The organism is Pseudoalteromonas sp. B62 (assembly GCF_037162565.1).
In the GTDB taxonomy this organism is placed as follows: domain Bacteria; phylum Pseudomonadota; class Gammaproteobacteria; order Enterobacterales; family Alteromonadaceae; genus Pseudoalteromonas; species Pseudoalteromonas fuliginea.
Genome location: NZ_JARLVB010000002.1, coordinates 123,230 through 141,699 on the forward strand (window position 1 = coordinate 123,230; position 18,470 = coordinate 141,699).

The window sequence follows — 18,470 nt, forward strand, 5'->3', positions numbered from 1 at the left end:
TATAGGGTATTAAATAATATGCAATTAATTTCTCAGCTACTCTTTGGTAAAATAAATTAGTGCAAAATTTTAGCTTTGAACTGTGGGAAAACGCAAAAAAACGCATAGTAAAAACCAACAATTACGACGACCGAGAGCTTTACTGGGCACGCCTGCTTTCAAGCAAAGTAATACGCACAACGTCACCTAAATTTTCAATTACGCAGGCTCAACTAAATACTTTGCTAACCCTACTTGAGGACGGCAGCAGAGGCCGTACCGATCTTGCTTTTTCATCAGGCAGTACTAAAAAATATTACTAACGGGCTTTGACCCATTTTTACTCGATAGAAACATAAACCAAAGTAACCCCTCAGGTGTTGCGGCGCTATTACTCGACGGCCAAGTTATTAATTACAACGGCGTGAGCGCAGAAATAAACACCGTTATGGTGCCAGTGCGCTACGAAGACTTTGATCAAGGTATAATAGAATCGCTACTTGCCCCCTACTACGCACTTAATAATGTAGACATGGTAGTAACCGTAAGTATGGGCAGAACAGAGTTTGATTTAGAGCACTTTCCAGGTAAACGCCGCAGTGTAACCGCCCCCGATAATGCCAATATTGTGTATGGTGGAACGCAAACGAGCCCAGTAATACCAAAACTTAATGGCCGACCACTCCCTGGCAACGAGTTTGTAAAATTTAGCTTGCCTGTAAATTACATGCAACAAGCCAAAGGCTCTTATAAAGTTATCGACAATCACGAAGTCACCACGCTTGAAAAAACCTATAAAGCGGGTTCGTACGGCGAGCTTAAAAATAGTATTGCGGTAAATGGCGGCGGTGGTGGTTACCTGTCTAACGAAATATCGTACCGAAGTATTCGCCTGCGCGATGCGCTTAATTCAAGTATACCTACAGGGCATATTCACACCCCACGTATACAACAGTTCGAACCTGAAACAGAAGCTAAAATAGTAAAACAAATAAAGGCAATGCTAGAGCAAAGCTTAGTAGCGCTATAGTTATAAAAATAAGTTTAAGAGCGTAATAAAGGGCAATATTATTGCCCTTTATTTTCTCATGCACTCTCCCACGGTTAATCACATGGTAAACGCATTTTCATATTCTATTCGCCGTGGTCTAGACATAGTAATTGACTCGATGAGCAATAAACTAAAAAGCTAGGTATTTGATGTGTAAAGCCAGGTTTAACCTCATTAGTTTTTATAGCAAATATGTGTTCAAGACGTAAAGAATAGGCTTCATGAGCATGAATATATTTATTGGATATAGTTATTAATATGTTATATTTGTTATAACAGTTTGATCTTAATGGAATAATATAATGCTACAAGCGCTAAGGCTTAGAAATTTACGTAGTTTTTCAGATGATGAAGATGCACCTTATGTAGATATAAAGCCTATAACGGTCTTAATAGGCAAAAACAGTAGTGGTAAAAGCTCTTTTTTACGTAGTTTTCCTTTACTAAGGCAGTCCATTGAAGCCAACACTACCGGACCAATATTATGGTATGACTCTTATGTAGATTTTGGCGCATTCTCCGAAGCAAAAAAGTTTGATAGTAAAAATAACATTATTTATTTTGATTTCAAATTTAATATTACAATTGATAACAGAATGAGCTTCATGCCAAAGTTTCTATGGCATGATAGTAAAAAAATAAACTCTGAATCAATAATCGTATCAATAAAGATTGGAGTAACAGAGACCGATAAAAAAACAGTAGCAAAAGAATTAATTTTAGAGATTTATAATACTGAATATAAGTTTATTTTTAATAAAGATCACAAATGTGAATTATTCATAAACAATGAACTAGAAAAATTTTCTGAAGATTTAAATCATTTGTCAGTAAATCAATTTTTACCTTTGATTGGCTTTATGTTGAAAGGTAAAAATTCAGGATTTCGATTTAACGATGAAGCAATTAGTGAGCATTTTTCTGAAATACTATACCGAAAATTGAAACCATATTTTCAAGGTAACACTAGTGAGTCCACTATTAAAAATGGGTTAGCCCGTATTGGTGTAAACGAGCGAAATGATATAAAAAAAATATTAACTAGGACCTTCAAAAGCAATAAAACTTTTATTAATAATTTGGGAAAGAAAGAAGATATTATTTGTGATCTAGTTTATGAATTATCATTATCCACTAATATCAGCGTTATTTTAGGTAATTTAAACGATGAAATAGAAAAAACATTTACAAATATCAAGTATATTGCCCCACTTAGAGCTACTGCGGAAAGATATTATCGTCACCAAGATCTACAAGTAAAAGAAATTGATCATACTGGTTCAAATTTAGCAATGTTATTAAGATCTTTTTCATCTAGAGAAAATGAAAGATTTACAGAATGGACAAGTGAAAATTTCGGTTTTAAAGTTAGAGTTGAAGAACGTGGTTTACACTACGAACTACGTATACAAACAGAAAATGATCCACGAGAATATAATATTAATGATATGGGGTTTGGTTTTTCTCAGATATTGCCAATTGTTGCATCCATTTGGATTGAAACTACAAAACCAATACGACGCAATCGAGGTCTTAACACAAGTATAGTATTTGCGATAGAGCAGCCTGAGCTACATTTACATCCGGAATACCAAGCTCGCCTCACTAGAATGTTTGTCTCTGTAATTAATACAGCAAAAAAACATGATATAAAGTTAAATATAATATTCGAGACCCATAGTAATACGATGATTGATACTTTGGGGGACTGCATTGAAGATGGAGATTTATCCCCTACGGACGTGAATATAGTTTTATTTGAAAAAGACTTTAACAGCAGTACAACAAACATTAAATTTTCTCATTTTAATGACGAGGGTTTTTTAGAGCAATGGCCGATCGGCTTCTTTTCAGGTAGAAGTTAATGCTTTTTAAAGTTGAAAATTGCTTCCCCGACCAATATGAGAATGATGTAGATAAACAACTAGCACTAGATCACCTACTTTTAAGCAGCGGTAGAAGAAAGAATATAGTTATTATAGAAAAAAATGCTATTGAAAAACTATTACACTCAAAACTATATCGAGCTCCAGCTAAAACGTTTGCATCGGATATCGAAAAGAACAGACGGGAATATGGAGTTATTGCTAAACAACTAGCTGTATATTGTGTTGTTGACTTTGATTCTAGGCAAGTAAGCTGTACTTTCCAAAATAATCAATGGGTAATCAGAGTAGGCTATGACTACTTTATTGATCCAGAAAACTCAGGGCTAATAGGGCTAATAACTGAAGGTGAATTAGATTTTAACTTCTACTCTGTAATAGCTACTTACTACTCTAAATATATATCTCCTCTTAAATTAGATGTCTCATTTAAATTTCATCATGGTGCTGGTAGTCAATCTAAGCCAAGTTTCGATAGATTAACTAATGAAGGTAAAATAATATTATGCTTGGTAGATAACGATAAATCACACCCCAAAAAAGGTGAGGGTTCAACCTCAAAAGTATTTACTCATTATGATAGGAATTATAACAATAAAAGTTTAGTTAACGTTATCAATGTAAGAGAAATTGAAACCTTACTACCATTAAATATTATTGAAAAAATATTAGTCGAGCAAAAAAACCTAAAAATATTGACGCTATAGATGAAATTAAGGAGTTTAATTTAAAAAATCCTAATTTTAGAACTTTTTTTGATCACAAAGAAGGATTTTCGTTAAAAAAAGCTATTGAACTTGATACTAAATACGGTGATTTTTGGCTTGATATTTTGGCCAGTAATAACCGTTTTTCTCAAATGGCTTGCTTGAAAAATAAAGTATGTCACGATTGTGGCAACTGCCCTGAAATTGCAGGACTAGGTGAGCATATTCTAAAAAATGTCAATGAGCATATAGCGAATATGCATTTGCGTAAATTATCTATCGACCTTGATATTTTGCCTCATTGGAAGGATATTGGTCAGCTTATGCTAAGTTGGGGGTGCATTCCTAAATCTCGAGTCTCAAGAGCATCATAATTTTTATTAGATTTCTATTAGTAAAAATAGAAATCTAATAAAGCCTATTAAAAAAGGGTCTTGTTTCTTGCCAAGACCAAACACCAACCTCACATTTAACACCCTTCCCCGTCATCACGCCCTGAAAATAAGCAATTGATGAGTAATGTCGCGCATGGATGCGCGATAAGGCGAAACTAGGCCATGGATGGCCTATCTTCGCCGTTTACGTTCACATCAATTGTGCATTGAAGGATTAAGCGTGATGCTCGGGTGCGCTGAGAGGTGACGAATAACCGAAGCGCAGCTTCGCAGTATGAGGAAGTGAAGGCATGGATGCCGACAGTAACCCAGCTTCAAGGATGAATTACTTACAGCAGAGTAAAATTTGAAAATCTATAGCCCCTCTTTGGCTGCCGTCGCCAGCGCGACAAAACCTTGAATAAGGTTTCTAATTTCTAGAAGTGTGAAACGCATTCGCGTTATCGGTGATGATAACCTCTAGCACCTATTCAAATACTCATTCGGGCTGCCGCCCGCGCGTCAGCAAGCTAAACGCCTATAACTAATAACACATACTCTTAGCTTTTGAGCGAATAAGTATATTTAGGATTTGCTGAGTTTCGTTACACTCTACCCAGCCTAGAGGAACTACAGAGAGGTGCAGGTCTTGTTTCTTGCCAAGACCAAACACCAACCTCACGTTTAACACCCTTCCCCGTCATCACGCCCTGAAAATAAGCAATTGATGAGTAATGTCGCGCATGGATGCGCGATAAGGCGAAACTAGGCCATGGATGGCCTATCTTCGCCGTTTACGTTCAAATCAATTGTGCATTGAAGGATTATGCGTGATGCTCGGGTGCGCTGAGAGTGTCCAGAGAGGGACCAGCGGCAGCCCCTCTTTGGCTGCCGTCGCCAGCGCGACAAAACTTTGAATAAGGTTTCTAATCTTTAAAAAGTGCCAAACGTATTCGCGCTATCTGTAATAGTAACCTCAAGCACCTATTCAAAGACTTATTCGGGCTGCCGCCCGCGCGTCAGCAAGCTAAACGCCTACAATAAATAACACATACTCTTGGCTTTTGAGCGAGTAAGTATATTTGTGATTCGTTGGGTTTCGTTTCACTCAATCCAGCTTATGCAACTTGTGTTGTAAGGCGAAAGTTAAGTGCTTTCATCACTTTAAAAATAGTTTCCCAACGTGGCTTGGTTTTACCGTTAACTGCTTTATATAAGCTTTCACGGTTTAACCCCGTTGCTTTAGCAATATCACTCACGCCATGTTTTTTTACTAATAAGCCAAGTGCTTCAATAAAGGTATTTGGATCATCATCAGCTAAACACTCTTCTAAAAATGTATTAATTTCTTGCTGTGTTTCCATATAGTCAAACGGGTTAAAATCTGATGTTTGTAGCGCCATAATAATTACTCTAATTTATTCAACTTGCTGAACAAATGTAGCCTAAAAGCTACAAGCATACAATGTTATTTATAACTTTAAGGCTGCCGCCCGCGCGTCAGCAAGCTAAACGCCTACAATAAATAACACATACTCTTAGTTTTTGAGCGAGAAAGTATATTTGTGATTCGTTGGGTTTCGTTTCACTCTTCCCAACCTACGCGCATATTATTTATGACGAATTACTATGCACAAAAAAGCCGTTGCATTGCTGCAACGGCTTTTATAATTTTGATAAATTCCCAAACTATAATGGAACTTACTACCCATTAAAATTCAAAAATTAGTCGCGGTTCTTAGTCGCGATAAGTCTCTACCGCTGGGCATGAACATACCAAATTACGGTCGCCGTATACGTCGTCTATACGTGTAACAGTTGGCCAAAACTTGTTTTTAGCCACTGCAGGCACTGGGAATGCAGCGTAAAAACGGTCGTACGCACGGTCCCATTCGTTACCTAACACGTCGCCTTGTGTATGCGGTGCAAACACTAGCGGGTTGTTTTCGATTGACCATTCGCCAGAGATTACTTTTTCAATTTCGCCTTTAATTGACACCATTGCTTCGATAAAGCGGTCAATCTCACCTTTTGATTCAGACTCAGTTGGCTCAATCATTAATGTGCCAGCCACTGGGAACGACATAGTTGGTGAATGGAAGCCGTAATCTTGCAAGCGCTTAGCTACGTCCATTTCAGTAATGCCTGATAGCTCTTTAAGCGGGCGCAGGTCAACAATACATTCGTGAGCAACACGGTTGTTACGACCACGGTATAAAATTGGGAAGTGCTTGCTTAGCTCATGCGTTAAGTAGTTAGCATTAACAATTGCCATTTCAGTAGCTTGTTTTAAGCCCTCTGAACCCATCATGGTGATGTAAGCCCATGAAATAGGTAAAATAGCGGCTGAGCCGTAAGGCGCTGCCGATACCGCACCATTACCAATGTTAGTACCTGGTACGTTAATTACGCTATGGTTTGGCATAAATGGCGCAAGGTGCGATTTAACACCAATTGGGCCAACACCTGGACCACCGCCACCGTGTGGAATACAAAATGTTTTATGCAAGTTTAAGTGCGATACGTCTGAGCCAATAAAGCCTGGGCTTGTTACGCCAACTTGCGCGTTCATGTTTGCGCCGTCCATGTAAACTTGGCCGCCGTGCTCATGAATAATGTCACAAATTTCGCGAATTGTTTCTTCGTATACGCCGTGCGTAGACGGGTATGTGATCATAATACACGATAAGTTTTCAGAAACTTCCTCAGCTTTCGCTTTAAGGTCGCTCATGTCTACGTTACCGTTTTTGTCGCAGTTAACTACCACAATTTTCATGCTCGCCATTTGCGCTGATGCAGGGTTAGTACCGTGCGCAGAGCTTGGGATTAAACATACATTACGGTGTGCATCGCCGCGTGACTCGTGGTATTTACGAATCGCGATTAAGCCTGCGTATTCACCTTGTGCGCCAGAGTTTGGCTGTAGTGATACTGCATCGTAACCGGTAATGTTTACTAGCCAGTCGTGTAGCTCGCCAATCATTATTTGGTAACCTTCTGCTTGGTCTAGCGGGCAGAATGGGTGAAGGTTTGCAAACTCAGGCCACGTAATTGGGATCATCTCGGCGGTCGCGTTTAGTTTCATGGTACATGAGCCTAACGAGATCATTGAGTGATTAAGCGATAAGTCTTTGCTTTCTAGTCGCTTAATGTAGCGAAGCATGTCTGTTTCGCTATGGTAGCTGTTAAAGTTTGGATGCGTTAGTACTTCGTCGTCACGTACTAAACTTGCAGGAATTGACTCGCTGCCATTTGCTTCAACGTCGGCTGCAATAGCGTCAACACTTAGGCCATGGCCTTCGCCTAAAATAATATCGAATAACTCAGCTACATCGGCACGTGTTGTTGTCTCTGATACCGAAATTGAGTACTCGCCTTCGTGGTTTGTAGCAAAGTTTACGCCTTTTGCAATTGCACGCGCTATTACGTCGTCTTTGTTTTCACCTGCAATTGTTAGCGTATCAAACCAAGTGCTGTGCTTAAGTGCGATGCCTTTAGCTTTAAGGCCAGTAGCTAAAATATCAGCAAAGCGATGTATACGCTGCGCGATAGTTTTTAAGCCTTGTGGGCCGTGGTACACCGCGTAAAACGCTGCCATGTTGGCAAGTAATACTTGCGCTGTACAAATGTTTGAATTGGCTTTGTCGCGGCGAATGTGTTGTTCGCGCGTTTGCATTGCCATACGTAGTGCGTCGTTACCTAAACGGTCTTTAGATACACCAATAATACGACCTGGTAATGAACGTTTGTATGCGTCACGTGTTGCAAAAAATGCAGCATGTGGGCCGCCGTAACCCATAGGTACGCCAAAACGTTGAGCCGAACCAAGTACTACGTCTGCGCCTAGTTTACCCGGTGCTTTTAATAGTAATAAACTCATTATGTCGGCAGCAACACAGGCAATGGCCTTTTTGCTTTGTACGCCAGCAATTAGGTCAGTTATGTCTACCACTTCGCCTGATGTAGTTGGGTATTGGAACAATGCGCCAAAAATATCGTGCTTTACGGCATCTTCTGCTTTACCTACAATTATTTCAAAGCCAAACTGCTCGGCACGCGTTGTTACTACGTCGATTGTTTGTGTGTGTACGTCGTCGGCAATAAAAAAGGCATTGGCTTTTTTAGCTTTTGATACGCGTTTTGCAAGGCCCATAGCCTCTGCAGCGGCTGTTGATTCGTCAAGTAGTGATGCACTTGCTAAATCAAGACCAGTTAAATCTAGGGTCATAGTTTGGAAGTTTAATAATGATTCTAAACGCCCTTGTGCAATCTCCGGCTGATACGGTGTGTACGCTGTATACCAACCTGGATTTTCTAGTACGTTACGTAAAATTACGTGCGGTACGTTAGTTGGGTGGTAGCCTTGGCCAATGTACGATTTGAAAACTTTATTTTTGCTTGCTACTGATTTTAAGTAGCTTAGTGTTTCAACTTCAGTACGGCTTTGTCCAACTGTTAACGGTTGCTCTAGACGAATGCTAGCCGGTACAGTTTGGTCAATGAGCTCTTGCACACTCGATACTTCTAAAGCACTTAGCATATCGCTTACTTGTGCTGGGCTTGGCCCAATATGGCGGCGAATAAAATCTTGCTTTTGCTCTAGTTCTTCAAGAGATTTGGCGTTTGACATGTGTCCAGATTCCTATGATCCTAAATGCTAATGGGTAACTAGCATTAATTAAAATATTTGACGATTTTACAACTCACTAAGTATGGGGTGGTGAGCTGTAAAATCATAAAAGCCCCATTTTTGTACATTAAACGGGGCTTTTAGTTATCTTCAAAAAATTATTATTCTTCGTCAATAGTGTGCGAGTAACCTTCAGCGTCTAATAAGTTGTCTAGCTCAGACTCGTCAGATGCTTTAATACGAAATAACCAACCGTCGCCGTAAGCGTCGTTGTTTACTGTTTCTGGTGAATCTTCAAGTTCTTCGTTAATAGCAACAACTTCGCCACTGATAGGTGCGTAAATGTCTGATGCCGCTTTAACCGACTCTGCTACTGCACAGTCTTCGCCGGCGTCTACTTCGTCGCCAACTTCTGGTAATTCAACAAATACCATGTCGCCAAGAAGTTCTTGTGCATGCTCAGAAATACCAACAGTAAATGTACCGTCGCCTTCGTTACGAACCCACTCGTGTGAAGGTGCGTATTTTAACTCGCTAGGAATGTTGCTCATTTTATTTGTCCTTTGGTTTATATTGGGAGGATACCAATCAAAATAATGATTGTGATTGGTATAACCAAATCATTTAAATTATTGATTTACCGTTACGTACAAAGCTAGGCTTTACTACTTTAACGTTTACTAATTTTTTACGCATTTCTACTTGAGCTGTATCGCCTGTTGAACGTGGTACACGTGCAAGGGCTACACTAAAACCAAGTGTTGGTGAGAAAGTACCTGAGGTAATAACCCCTTCACCACCATCAACAATTACTTTTGAACCGCTTCGCAAAACGCCTTTTTCTTCAAACACTAAGCCAACTAGTTTGTCAGTGCTTTTTTCTGCGCGTTGCTTAACAAGTACGTCACGACCAATAAAGTCACGACTCTCTGGTTCCCATGCAATGGTCCATGCCATGTTAGCTGCAAGTGGTGATACGCTTTCGTCCATATCTAGGCCGTAAAGGTTCATACCTGCTTCTAAACGTAGCGTGTCGCGTGCACCTAAACCAGCAGGCTTAACACCTGCGTCTAGCAGTTGTTGCCATAAATCGGCTGCTTGGTCGTTCGGTACTACTATTTCGTAACCGTCTTCGCCAGTATAACCCGTTGTGGCAATAAATAAATCACCTACTTGAACACCAAAAAATGGCTTCATACCTTCAACAGCGGCTTGTTGCTCAGCATTTAAAAGAGTGGCTGTTTTTGCTTTAGCGTTAGGGCCTTGTACTGCAATCATTGCAAACTCTGGGCGCTCTGTAACAGTTACGTCAAAGTCGCTCGATACGTTAGCTAAATGCGCTAGGTCTTTTTCGCGCGTTGCTGAGTTAACAACTAGGCGGTAAAACGTTTCGCTAAAGAAATAAATAATTAAGTCGTCTATTACACCGCCTTGCTCGTTAAGCATGCCTGTGTAAAGCGCTTTACCTGGTACGGTTAATTTTGCAACGTCGTTAGCTACTAGCTTACGTAAAAATGCTTTTGCTTGAGGCCCTTCAATATCAACAATAGTCATGTGTGATACGTCAAACATACCAGCGTCGGTACGCACGCTATTGTGTTCTTCTATTTGTGAGCCGTAGTTGATTGGCATTTCCCAGCCATGAAAATCAACCATTTTTGCGCCCGCTTCTAGGTGCTTAGCATGTAGTACAGTTTTAGAAGTCATAACATTCCTTCACGTTTAAATTAACCCTGTTTAGGGCGTGGCTTAAATAGATATAAAAACAGGCAAGCATTGTTATGCTTACCTGTTGTTTGTATTCGTTATGCGGCTTCACTATGCATAAGTGCAAAACCTTGCGCTTGCATGTAGCTTTGCCATTTTTGTAATTCTTGTTGTTTAGCGACTAATACAAAGTGTTGTTCGTCGTTATTATCAATGGCGGTAATAAATACATCACCGCTTTGTGCACCGTAACAAAGTTGCGCGTCAGAAAGGCGCAAACCTGGTGTTAATTTAAAAGCATTTACTAGGGTGTCAAATGCATTGCTACCGCTTAGAGTAAAAGTAGCTAGGTCGGTTCGCATTACATAATCGATATCAAAACGAAGTTGTTGCTCATTTATAAGCGCTTGTAATTGAAGGCTTGCGCTGTGTGGCAGAACGAATCTAAACGCAGTTTCGCTAAAGTAATAAACAGCAAAGCTGTAGTCAGAATTATAGTCGCCATCAAGCGTGCCTTTTAAGCCTAAACCGCTAGCGGTAAGCTTAGTTAAATCAAGGCCTAAAATAGAACTTAAAAATACACTGGTTTCGGTGCCACTAAAATCCATTACAACATTGCTGCTGTTTGCTTGCAAAGCGTTAGTAACCGCACTACTTGCGTTGCTGTGGCGGGCAAACATTATTGGGTTAAAAGTCATAACAAACACCTGTGTATTTTCAATGCTAAAAGTATATTGCGCGAGGTGTGTAACAACAAATTGTAATTATTTATCAATTGATAAATAATACTTATATATATAGCCATATAAATTGTAATTATAAATATGAAAAACATATCAACCGACAGTTTACGCACCTTTGTAATGGTAGTTGAAGTAAGTGGTTTTGCTAAAGCAGGCGACTTACTTGGCCTATCGCAACCTGCGGTAAGCCTACAAATAAAACGTTTAGAAGATGTGCTTGGCTATAAACTATTTAAAAAACAAGGACAGCGCCAAGTATTAAACCAGTACGGCGAGCTATTACTGCCTATGGCAAAGCAGATGATGCAACACAACGATGCTATTTTGCAGCAGTTCACCTCAGAAAACATTGCAGGTAAAGTGCGTTTGGGTATTCCGAGCGAATTTGCAGCGCGTATTTTACCTTCTATTATTGGCGACTTTGTGGCGCTCTACCCTGAGGTGTCGTTAGAGGTTAAGTCGCGTTTAAGTAAGCATTTGCTTTCGGCTTCTCGCCAAGATCAGTTTGATTTAGTACTTGCGCTAAATGAGCGACTCAACTCTGATAAGTTTCCTATTTTTATGCAAGACGAGCTAGTGTGGGTGGGCGACCTGTCACTTGCGCATAATGAGGTGGTTACCCTAGTTACCGCACCAGAGGGATGTATTTATCGTCGCCGTGCTACTGATGCATTAAAAAGTGCAGGCATTAAATACCGAATAGTTTATAGCAACGCCGATTTAACCGGCCTTATTGCTGCATTAAAAGAAGGCTTAGGTATTACGGTACTTGCCAAAAGTACAGTACCGAGTGAGCTTAACTATCAGGTTCAAACCAAGCATTTACCAGCTCTTGGTAATATTGGTATTAGCTTGGTTAAAAGTTCGGGTGAGTCGGAAAATGCGGTAGATAAACTCGCTGAATTTATAGCTCTACGCTTGGGCTAGCGCTTACGTAGCACATATAATTCGTTCAGCCTTTATAGTTAGTAAAACAATTACAAAACAATACAAAAGAAACAATTTAGTTAATTAAGTTGCATAAGCAGGTGTTTTTAGTTCTATTAAACTGAATAATTAAATAGTTAATAACATTGATTCGTATTCGTTAACGTGTTCAAATTACGCCAATTAAGATAATTGACATGATTAGGAACACAATGAACCCTAAGTTTTTAGTATCTACTTTGGCAACTGCGGTTGCTTTGTCTTTTAGTGCTACTGCAATAGCAAAAGACACCAGCAATAAAGAACAACGCTTTGAACAAATTACTGTTATTGGCTCTCAGCAGGCAATTAACGATATTCCTGGTTCGGCTACGTTTATTTCTGAAGAAGATCTGCAAAAATTCCAGTTTACCGATATTTCTCGCGTTTTAGCGTCTGTTCCGGGCGTTTACGTGCAAGAAGAAGACGGTTATGGCCTTCGTCCTAATATTGGTATGCGCGGTACAGGTACTGGCCGTAACGATAAAATATCAGTAATGGAAGACGGTGTATTAGTTGCACCAGCACCATATTCAGCACCTTCTGCATACTACTTCCCTACTATGGGTCGTATGGAATCTATTGAAGTATTAAAAGGCGCAGCCTCAGTTAAGTACGGCCCGCGTACTACGGGTGGTGTTTTAAACTTACTTTCGCGCAGCTTACCAACTGAGCCAAATAGCTCAAAAGGTATGGTAGATGCAGCCCTTGGTAGCGACGGTTACTACAAAGGACACGCTTACTTTGGTAAAGAAAAAAATAACACAGCAGGTTTAATTGAAGTATTTACTTACGGCGCAGATGGCTTTAAAGAGCTGCCAGTAGGCAATGACAACACCGGCTTTGAAAAAACAGATTTACTACTAAAGTTTGGCCATACGTTTGGTCAAAACGATGCGCATAATCTTGAGCTAAAAATTAAGTACTCTGACGAAACATCAGACGAAACATACATGGGCTTAACTGACGAAGACTATCAAGAAAGTCCTTACCGTCGTTATGCTGCATCGCAAAACGATGAAATGAATACGCGCCACAACGCATACCAACTTAACTACGCGTACCGTTTTGGTGATGGCTATGAGTTTTTAGCTACGGCTTACTTAAACGATTTTCATCGTAACTGGTATAAAGCCAGCAGCGTAGGCTTAAGTACTCTTGAGCAGTACAGCGATTTTGAAGCAAACCCTACAAGCGAAGGTATTGAAGGTATTGGCGTTAAAGCTAATAACCGCGACTACCAAGCTAAAGGTATTCAGTCTGAATTACATATTCCTGCAGGCGATCACTATGTGACTGTTGGCGTACGTTACCACGAAGACGAAATGGATCGTTTTCAGTGGGAAGACAAATACACACTTAATCAAGACCTAAGCTTAACGCTTACAGAGCAAGGCGTTCCGGGCTCTGATAGCAACCGCGTAGATAGTGCAGAAGCAAGCACCTTGTTTATTCAAGACGAGTGGACAATTGACGCATTAGTAGTAAGTGCAGGTCTTCGTTATGAAGACATTACGATTACTCGTGAAGAGTGGTCTAAATCAGATCCAACACGCAGCAACGGTTTAACTAAAGATGTGTCGAACGACACTGAAATTTTAGTGCCGTCACTAGGTGCTACATACACGCTTAACGAAAACGTAACGCTACTTGCGGGCATTCAAAAAGGTTATGCACCAGCAGCACCTGGTAATGCAGACCAAGAAGAAGAAGAAAGTGTAAACATTGAGTTTGGCTCTCGCTTTAATATGGATGGCTTTAGCGGTGAAGTAATTGCTTTTTACTCAGATTACGACAACATGCACGGTAACTGTACTGCAGCGGTTGGTTGTAGCGACGACAACATTGGCGACCAATACAACTACGGTGAAGTAGAAGTAGCAGGCTTTGAATTTAGTGCAGCACGTACGTTTGCAACTGATACAGCTATGTTCCCAGTTAAATTAACGTACACCTACACAGACTCTGAGTTTAAAAACGATTTTGATTCAGAAATTTGGGGCGCGGTAGAAAAAGGCGATGCAATGCCTTACGTACCAGAAAACCAAGTAGCGTTATCGTTAGGTGCTGAGTTTTCTGCGTTTGTAGTTAACAGCCAAATACGTTACGTATCTGATGCGCATGCTAACTTAACGCAGTCGGGCTTAAACGCAATTGATAGCCGCGTAGTATGGGATTTAGCCGCTAAATACTTAATCGATGAAAATCAAAAAGTATACCTAAGCGTTGATAACTTGTTTGATAAAACATACGTTGCTAACCGTTCAAACGGTGGCATTCAGCCAGGTAAGCCGCGTACTGTACAGATGGGCTACACTTACTCATTCTAAATTGAAAGCTGGTTAAACGGTTCACTAACAGCGTTAATAATTTTTTATGTAAGAACACTACACATCTAAATTATTGCCTTGTTATTAAACCGTTTACCTGCGCTTTGTATGAGATAAACGGTTCACTAACAGCGTTAATAATTTTTTATGTAAAAGCACTACACATCTAAATTATTGCCTTGTTATTAAACCGTTTACCTGCGCTTTGTATAGGGTAAGTGGTTCACTAACAGCGTTAATAATTTTTTATGTAAAAGCACTACACATCTAAACTATTACCTTGTTATTAAACCGTTTACCTGCGCTTTGTATAGGAGAAATGGTTCACTAGCTGCTTTAAAAACAACTGATATAAGAACAACTATATTTCGTTATTTTTTCCTTGCTATAGAGCTATTTTCCTATCGCTATAATAGAGCATCAATTGGTGTAAAGTTAAAGCGTAAATTACAGACACAAAAAAGCCGAGATTGAATTTCAATCTCGGCTTTTTTAATACTTAATTTTAATTAGGTATTATTTATTAGGTATTAGTTATTTGCGTTACGTTGGCGTAAAACTTCAAACAAACAAATACCCGTGGCTACCGATACGTTTAAGCTTGAAACTGTACCCGCCATTGGAATTTTAACAAGCATATCGCAATGCTCACGCGTTAAGCGTCGCATGCCCTCGCCCTCTGCACCCATAACAATAGCCATTGGGCCTGTTAAGCTTGCATCAAATACGTGGTTATCAGTTTCGCCAGCAGTGCCTACAACCCATACGCCTGCATCTTTAATTTCGCGAAGCGTACGCGCGAGGTTAGTCACTTGAATAAGCGGTACTGTTTCGGCTGCGCCACAAGCTACTTTACGCGCTGTGCCGTTAAGCTTTGCAGAGCGATCTTTAGGTACAATGATAGCGTGAACACCAGCAGCGTCTGCACTACGCAGGCATGCGCCTAAGTTATGCGGATCGGTAATACCATCAAGCACCAGTAAAAACGGTGTGTCTTCACGAGCGATTATCGCATCAAGATCTTTTTCGTTAAACGTTGGCGCTGCTTTTACGTTAGCAATAATACCTTGATGCTGCTCACCTTTTGATTTGCTATCAAGGGCTTTGCGCTGCATAAACTGTACTGAAATACCAAATTTACGTGCTTCATCAATAATCGGAGTTGAGCGTTTGTCGTCACGACCTTTAAGGGCATAAATTTCTACAAAGCGCTCTGGTTCGCTTTCTAAAATTGCTTCAACAGAATGAAAGCCAAAAATTAATTCATTACTCACGTATTGTCTGCTCCTGGGCTAGTACGTTTACGGGCATTTTTGCCTGCTCTTTTAGGCTTTTTAACGGCCTTTTTCTTCGGTTTTTTCTTTACGGCAGTGTCTGCTGCTTTTTTATCTGCAGGTTTTGTTGCAGACTTATTTGCAGGCTTGCCTTTATCTTTATTTGCTGGCTTTTTTTACCTTTAGGTTTGTCATCGCTGTGCGACTTTTTACCCGGTACTTTGCCTGCTTTTAATTGCGAACGCACACTTGCTGGCGCATGCTCAGATTTGCCTGAGCCTTTTTTAGGTGCACGACGACGTGAGTATCTGTCTTGTGCAACATCGCCTTTAAGCGTTAAGTTTATACGGCGATCGTCTAAACTAACCGATGCAACTTTAACTGTTACTTTATCGCCAAGGCGATAAACAGTATGCGAGTGCTCACCTATTAGGGTGTGTTTTGCAGCATCATGTGCAAAAAACTCATCGCCTAAATTAGTAACGTGAATAAGCCCATCAATTTGTAAATCATCTAAACGAATAAACAAACCAAAGTTAGTGACCGATGAAATAACACCGTTAAACTCGTCACCTACGTGATCTTGCATAAACTCACATTTAAGCCAGTCGGCTACTTCGCGAGTTGCATCGTCAGCGCGACGCTCTGTTGTAGAACACTGCTCACCTAGCTGATCAACTTCGTCGTCGGTATAAGCGTATTCGCCAGACGTTTGCTGACCTTGTGCTCTTATTACTGCTTTAATAGCACGATGCACGACTAAATCTGGGTAACGACGTATTGGCGATGTAAAATGCGCGTAAGCCGATAACGCTAAACCAAAGTGACCAATGTTATCTGGCTGATATACAGCTTGTTTCATTGAGCGCAGTAACATAGTTTGAATAAGTTCAGCTTCTGGGCGGTCACCTAGTCGCGCTAATACTTGCGTTATTTCTTTTGGTGTTGGCTCGTCGCTTAATGTACTTTCGATACCTAACTCGCCTAAAAACTTAGTAAAGTTACCTAGTTTTTCTTGGTCTGGTTCGTCATGCACACGATAAAGCGCACTCGCTTCATGCTTTTCAAGAATTTTAGCCGCAGATACGTTGGCTAAAATCATACATTCTTCAATGAGTTTGTGCGCGTCGTTACGAATAACAGGCACTATTGATTCTATTTTACGTTGAGCGTTAAATACAAAACGTGTTTCTAGGGTTTCAAACTCAATGGCACCACGGTCTTGGCGTGCTGCTTTAAGTGCCATGTACATTTGCTGTAGAATCAGTTAAATGTGGCACAACGGCTGAGTATTCTTCGCGTAGTTTTTCGTCGTTTTGTAAAATGGCATTTACTTTGGTGTAAGTTAAACGTGCATGCGAGTTCATCACGGCTTCGTAAAACTTATAACCCGAAAGTTTACCCGCGCTCGATACGGTCATTTCGGCAACCATACATAAGCGATCTACCTTTGGATTAAGCGAACATAATCCGTTAGAAAGCACTTTTGGTAGCATCGGAATTACTTGCTCAGGAAAATACACTGAGTTACCACGCAAAATTGCTTCTTTGTTAAGCGGCGTGTTCATTCCTACGTAATGCGATACATCGGCAATGGCAACCCATAAGCGCCAGCCACCTGATTTTTTAGGTTCACAGTATACGGCGTCATCAAAGTCGCGTGCATCTTCGCCATCAATAGTTACAAGTGGTAAATCACGTAAATCTACGCGACCTTGTTTGTCAGCTTCTTCAACAAATTCACCTAGGTGAGCAACTTGTGCTTCAACTTCTTCTGGCCATACATGTGGAATATCGTGATTGCGCAGTGCGACTTCAATTTCCATACCTGGGGCTAAATGCTCACCAAGTACATCTATAACTTTACCTACCGCGTTCATGTTACGGCTTGGATTTTGCGTAATTTTAACCTGCACCATTTGGTTATGGCGGGCACCGTTTTCGTTGCCTGGTAAAATCATTATATCTTGCGTTATGCGCGGGTCTTCAGCGACTACCACAGCAACACCGTGCTCAACAAAGTAACGGCCAACAATTGGCGCGCGCTCGTTAGTAAGCACTTTTATAATACGTGCATCGCATTTTGAGCCAGAACCACGTTTAGTGCCTTTAGCTAGTACAATGTCGCCATGTAACACCATATTCATTTGGTGCTTAGCAATAAACCAATCTTTACTCTCGCCTTCAACTTCTAAAAAGCCGAAACCGTCTCTGTGGCCTATTACTTTGCCTTTGGTTAAACCGGCTTCGTCAATTAGGGCGTAGCATTTAAATTTATTGAAATACAGCTGTCCGTCACGCTCCATAGCGCGAAGGCGGCGTTTAAATGCTATTTGGCGTTCGTCATCGTTTACTGCTAGTTCTTCACATAATTGCGCGTAGTTAGCAGGCTTTGAACGCTCTTGAAGGTGAGTAAGTATAAACTCACGACTAGGGACTGGGTTTTCGTACTTTTCTTGTTCTCGACTGAGATTTGGATCTTGGTTTGACATTCACTATCTTGTTAGTTGGTTATGTAGGTATTTTAACCCATATAGTTATAATGAGACAGGTAAAAGCTATTAAACTTTTAAGAAAGCACTTTTACCTTACTGTATAGTTTAGAAATCTAGCGCAATGGGACTTAACGATCCCTTAACTGCAAAGCATTTAGTCATCTAGTAACAATACTAAAACACTTCGCGCTATTATAACCTGAGCTCTGGATAATAAATCTATCTCGAGCAGCTATTTTCAGCGCTAACAGCGTTGAATATACTTGCAATAGGCCAGCTATTGACGCGTAAATTCGCCTTGTTTTCACTAAAAATCTCTGGCTAGAGA

The 18,470-nt window shown here is 40.4% G+C and carries 11 protein-coding genes and 2 pseudogenes; 6 read left to right on the forward strand and 7 right to left on the reverse strand.

Annotation, left to right across the window (positions count from 1 at the left end):
- Positions 1–56: 56 nt before the first annotated feature.
- The 4 genes and pseudogenes from P4S71_RS04900 to P4S71_RS04915 all read left to right on the forward strand — a co-directional run.
- Positions 57–1,009, forward strand: a pseudogene (locus tag P4S71_RS04900) (hypothetical protein); the annotation flags it as partial.
- Positions 1,010–1,332: 323 nt separating this feature from the next.
- Complete coding sequence (locus P4S71_RS04905; RefSeq protein WP_337150222.1) at positions 1,333–2,895, forward strand: AAA family ATPase; 1,563 nt, start codon at positions 1,333–1,335, stop codon at positions 2,893–2,895.
- The gene (locus P4S71_RS04910) at positions 2,895–3,623 is read left to right on the forward strand and encodes a hypothetical protein (RefSeq protein WP_337150223.1); all 729 of its coding nucleotides are present in this window, start codon (positions 2,895–2,897) and stop codon (positions 3,621–3,623) included. The genes P4S71_RS04905 and P4S71_RS04910 overlap by 1 nt, the downstream gene beginning before the upstream one ends.
- A gap of 125 nt (positions 3,624–3,748) precedes the next feature.
- The gene (locus tag P4S71_RS04915) at positions 3,749–3,997 is read left to right on the forward strand and encodes a hypothetical protein (protein WP_337150224.1); all 249 of its coding nucleotides are present in this window, start codon (positions 3,749–3,751) and stop codon (positions 3,995–3,997) included.
- Between the two features lie 1,118 nt (positions 3,998–5,115).
- Here the strand turns inward: P4S71_RS04915 and P4S71_RS04920 are convergent.
- The 5 genes from P4S71_RS04920 to P4S71_RS04940 form a co-directional block, all read right to left on the reverse strand.
- The gene (locus tag P4S71_RS04920) at positions 5,116–5,400 is read right to left on the reverse strand and encodes an addiction module antidote protein (RefSeq protein WP_007579952.1); all 285 of its coding nucleotides are present in this window, start codon (positions 5,398–5,400) and stop codon (positions 5,116–5,118) included.
- Between the two features lie 335 nt (positions 5,401–5,735).
- Positions 5,736–8,627 carry an aminomethyl-transferring glycine dehydrogenase gene (gene gcvP / locus P4S71_RS04925; protein WP_337150225.1) on the reverse strand — a complete coding sequence of 964 codons (2,892 nt, stop codon included), beginning with the start codon at positions 8,625–8,627 and terminating at the stop codon, positions 5,736–5,738.
- A gap of 161 nt (positions 8,628–8,788) precedes the next feature.
- The gene (gcvH, locus tag P4S71_RS04930; protein WP_096793688.1) at positions 8,789–9,178 is read right to left on the reverse strand and encodes a glycine cleavage system protein GcvH; all 390 of its coding nucleotides are present in this window, start codon (positions 9,176–9,178) and stop codon (positions 8,789–8,791) included.
- A gap of 73 nt (positions 9,179–9,251) precedes the next feature.
- Positions 9,252–10,334: a glycine cleavage system aminomethyltransferase GcvT gene (gene gcvT, locus P4S71_RS04935; RefSeq protein ID WP_337150226.1), complete on the reverse strand. Its 1,083-nt coding sequence runs from the start codon at positions 10,332–10,334 to the stop codon at positions 9,252–9,254.
- Between the two features lie 98 nt (positions 10,335–10,432).
- Entirely contained in the window at positions 10,433–11,032 is a 600-nt protein-coding gene (locus P4S71_RS04940; RefSeq protein ID WP_007378850.1) for a hypothetical protein, read from the reverse strand.
- 126 nt (positions 11,033–11,158) lie between these two features.
- Between P4S71_RS04940 and P4S71_RS04945 the strand changes: the two genes are divergently transcribed.
- Both P4S71_RS04945 and P4S71_RS04950 read left to right on the forward strand, forming a co-directional pair.
- Entirely contained in the window at positions 11,159–12,004 is an 846-nt protein-coding gene (locus P4S71_RS04945; protein WP_337150227.1) for a LysR family transcriptional regulator, read from the forward strand.
- Between the two features lie 212 nt (positions 12,005–12,216).
- Positions 12,217–14,373 (forward strand): TonB-dependent receptor family protein, encoded by a 2,157-nt coding sequence (locus tag P4S71_RS04950; RefSeq protein ID WP_337150228.1) that lies wholly within the window; start codon positions 12,217–12,219, stop codon positions 14,371–14,373.
- A 530-nt stretch (positions 14,374–14,903) separates the two neighbouring features.
- On the opposite strand, the gene rlmB is transcribed toward P4S71_RS04950, so the two are convergent.
- Complete coding sequence (gene rlmB / locus P4S71_RS04955) at positions 14,904–15,647, reverse strand: 23S rRNA (guanosine(2251)-2'-O)-methyltransferase RlmB (RefSeq protein WP_007378377.1); 744 nt, start codon at positions 15,645–15,647, stop codon at positions 14,904–14,906.
- Positions 15,644–18,139, reverse strand: a pseudogene (gene rnr / locus P4S71_RS04960) (ribonuclease R). The gene rlmB and the pseudogene rnr overlap by 4 nt, the downstream one beginning before the upstream one ends.
- Positions 18,140–18,470 lie beyond the last annotated feature (331 nt).

Bases quoted from the DNA above. Each gene is read 5' to 3' on its own strand.
- P4S71_RS04905 (WP_337150222.1), top strand. From the start codon at position 1,333: ATGCTACAAGCGCTAAGGCTTAGAAATTTACGTAGTTTTTCAGATGAT.
- P4S71_RS04910 (WP_337150223.1), top strand. From the start codon at position 2,895: ATGCTTTTTAAAGTTGAAAATTGCTTCCCCGACCAATATGAGAATGAT.
- P4S71_RS04920 (WP_007579952.1), bottom strand. From the start codon at position 5,400: ATGGCGCTACAAACATCAGATTTTAACCCGTTTGACTATATGGAAACA.
- gcvP (WP_337150225.1), bottom strand. From the start codon at position 8,627: ATGTCAAACGCCAAATCTCTTGAAGAACTAGAGCAAAAGCAAGATTTT.
- gcvH (WP_096793688.1), bottom strand. From the start codon at position 9,178: ATGAGCAACATTCCTAGCGAGTTAAAATACGCACCTTCACACGAGTGG.
- gcvT (WP_337150226.1), bottom strand. From the start codon at position 10,334: ATGACTTCTAAAACTGTACTACATGCTAAGCACCTAGAAGCGGGCGCA.
- P4S71_RS04940 (WP_007378850.1), bottom strand. From the start codon at position 11,032: ATGACTTTTAACCCAATAATGTTTGCCCGCCACAGCAACGCAAGTAGT.
- P4S71_RS04945 (WP_337150227.1), top strand. From the start codon at position 11,159: ATGAAAAACATATCAACCGACAGTTTACGCACCTTTGTAATGGTAGTT.
- P4S71_RS04950 (WP_337150228.1), top strand. From the start codon at position 12,217: ATGAACCCTAAGTTTTTAGTATCTACTTTGGCAACTGCGGTTGCTTTG.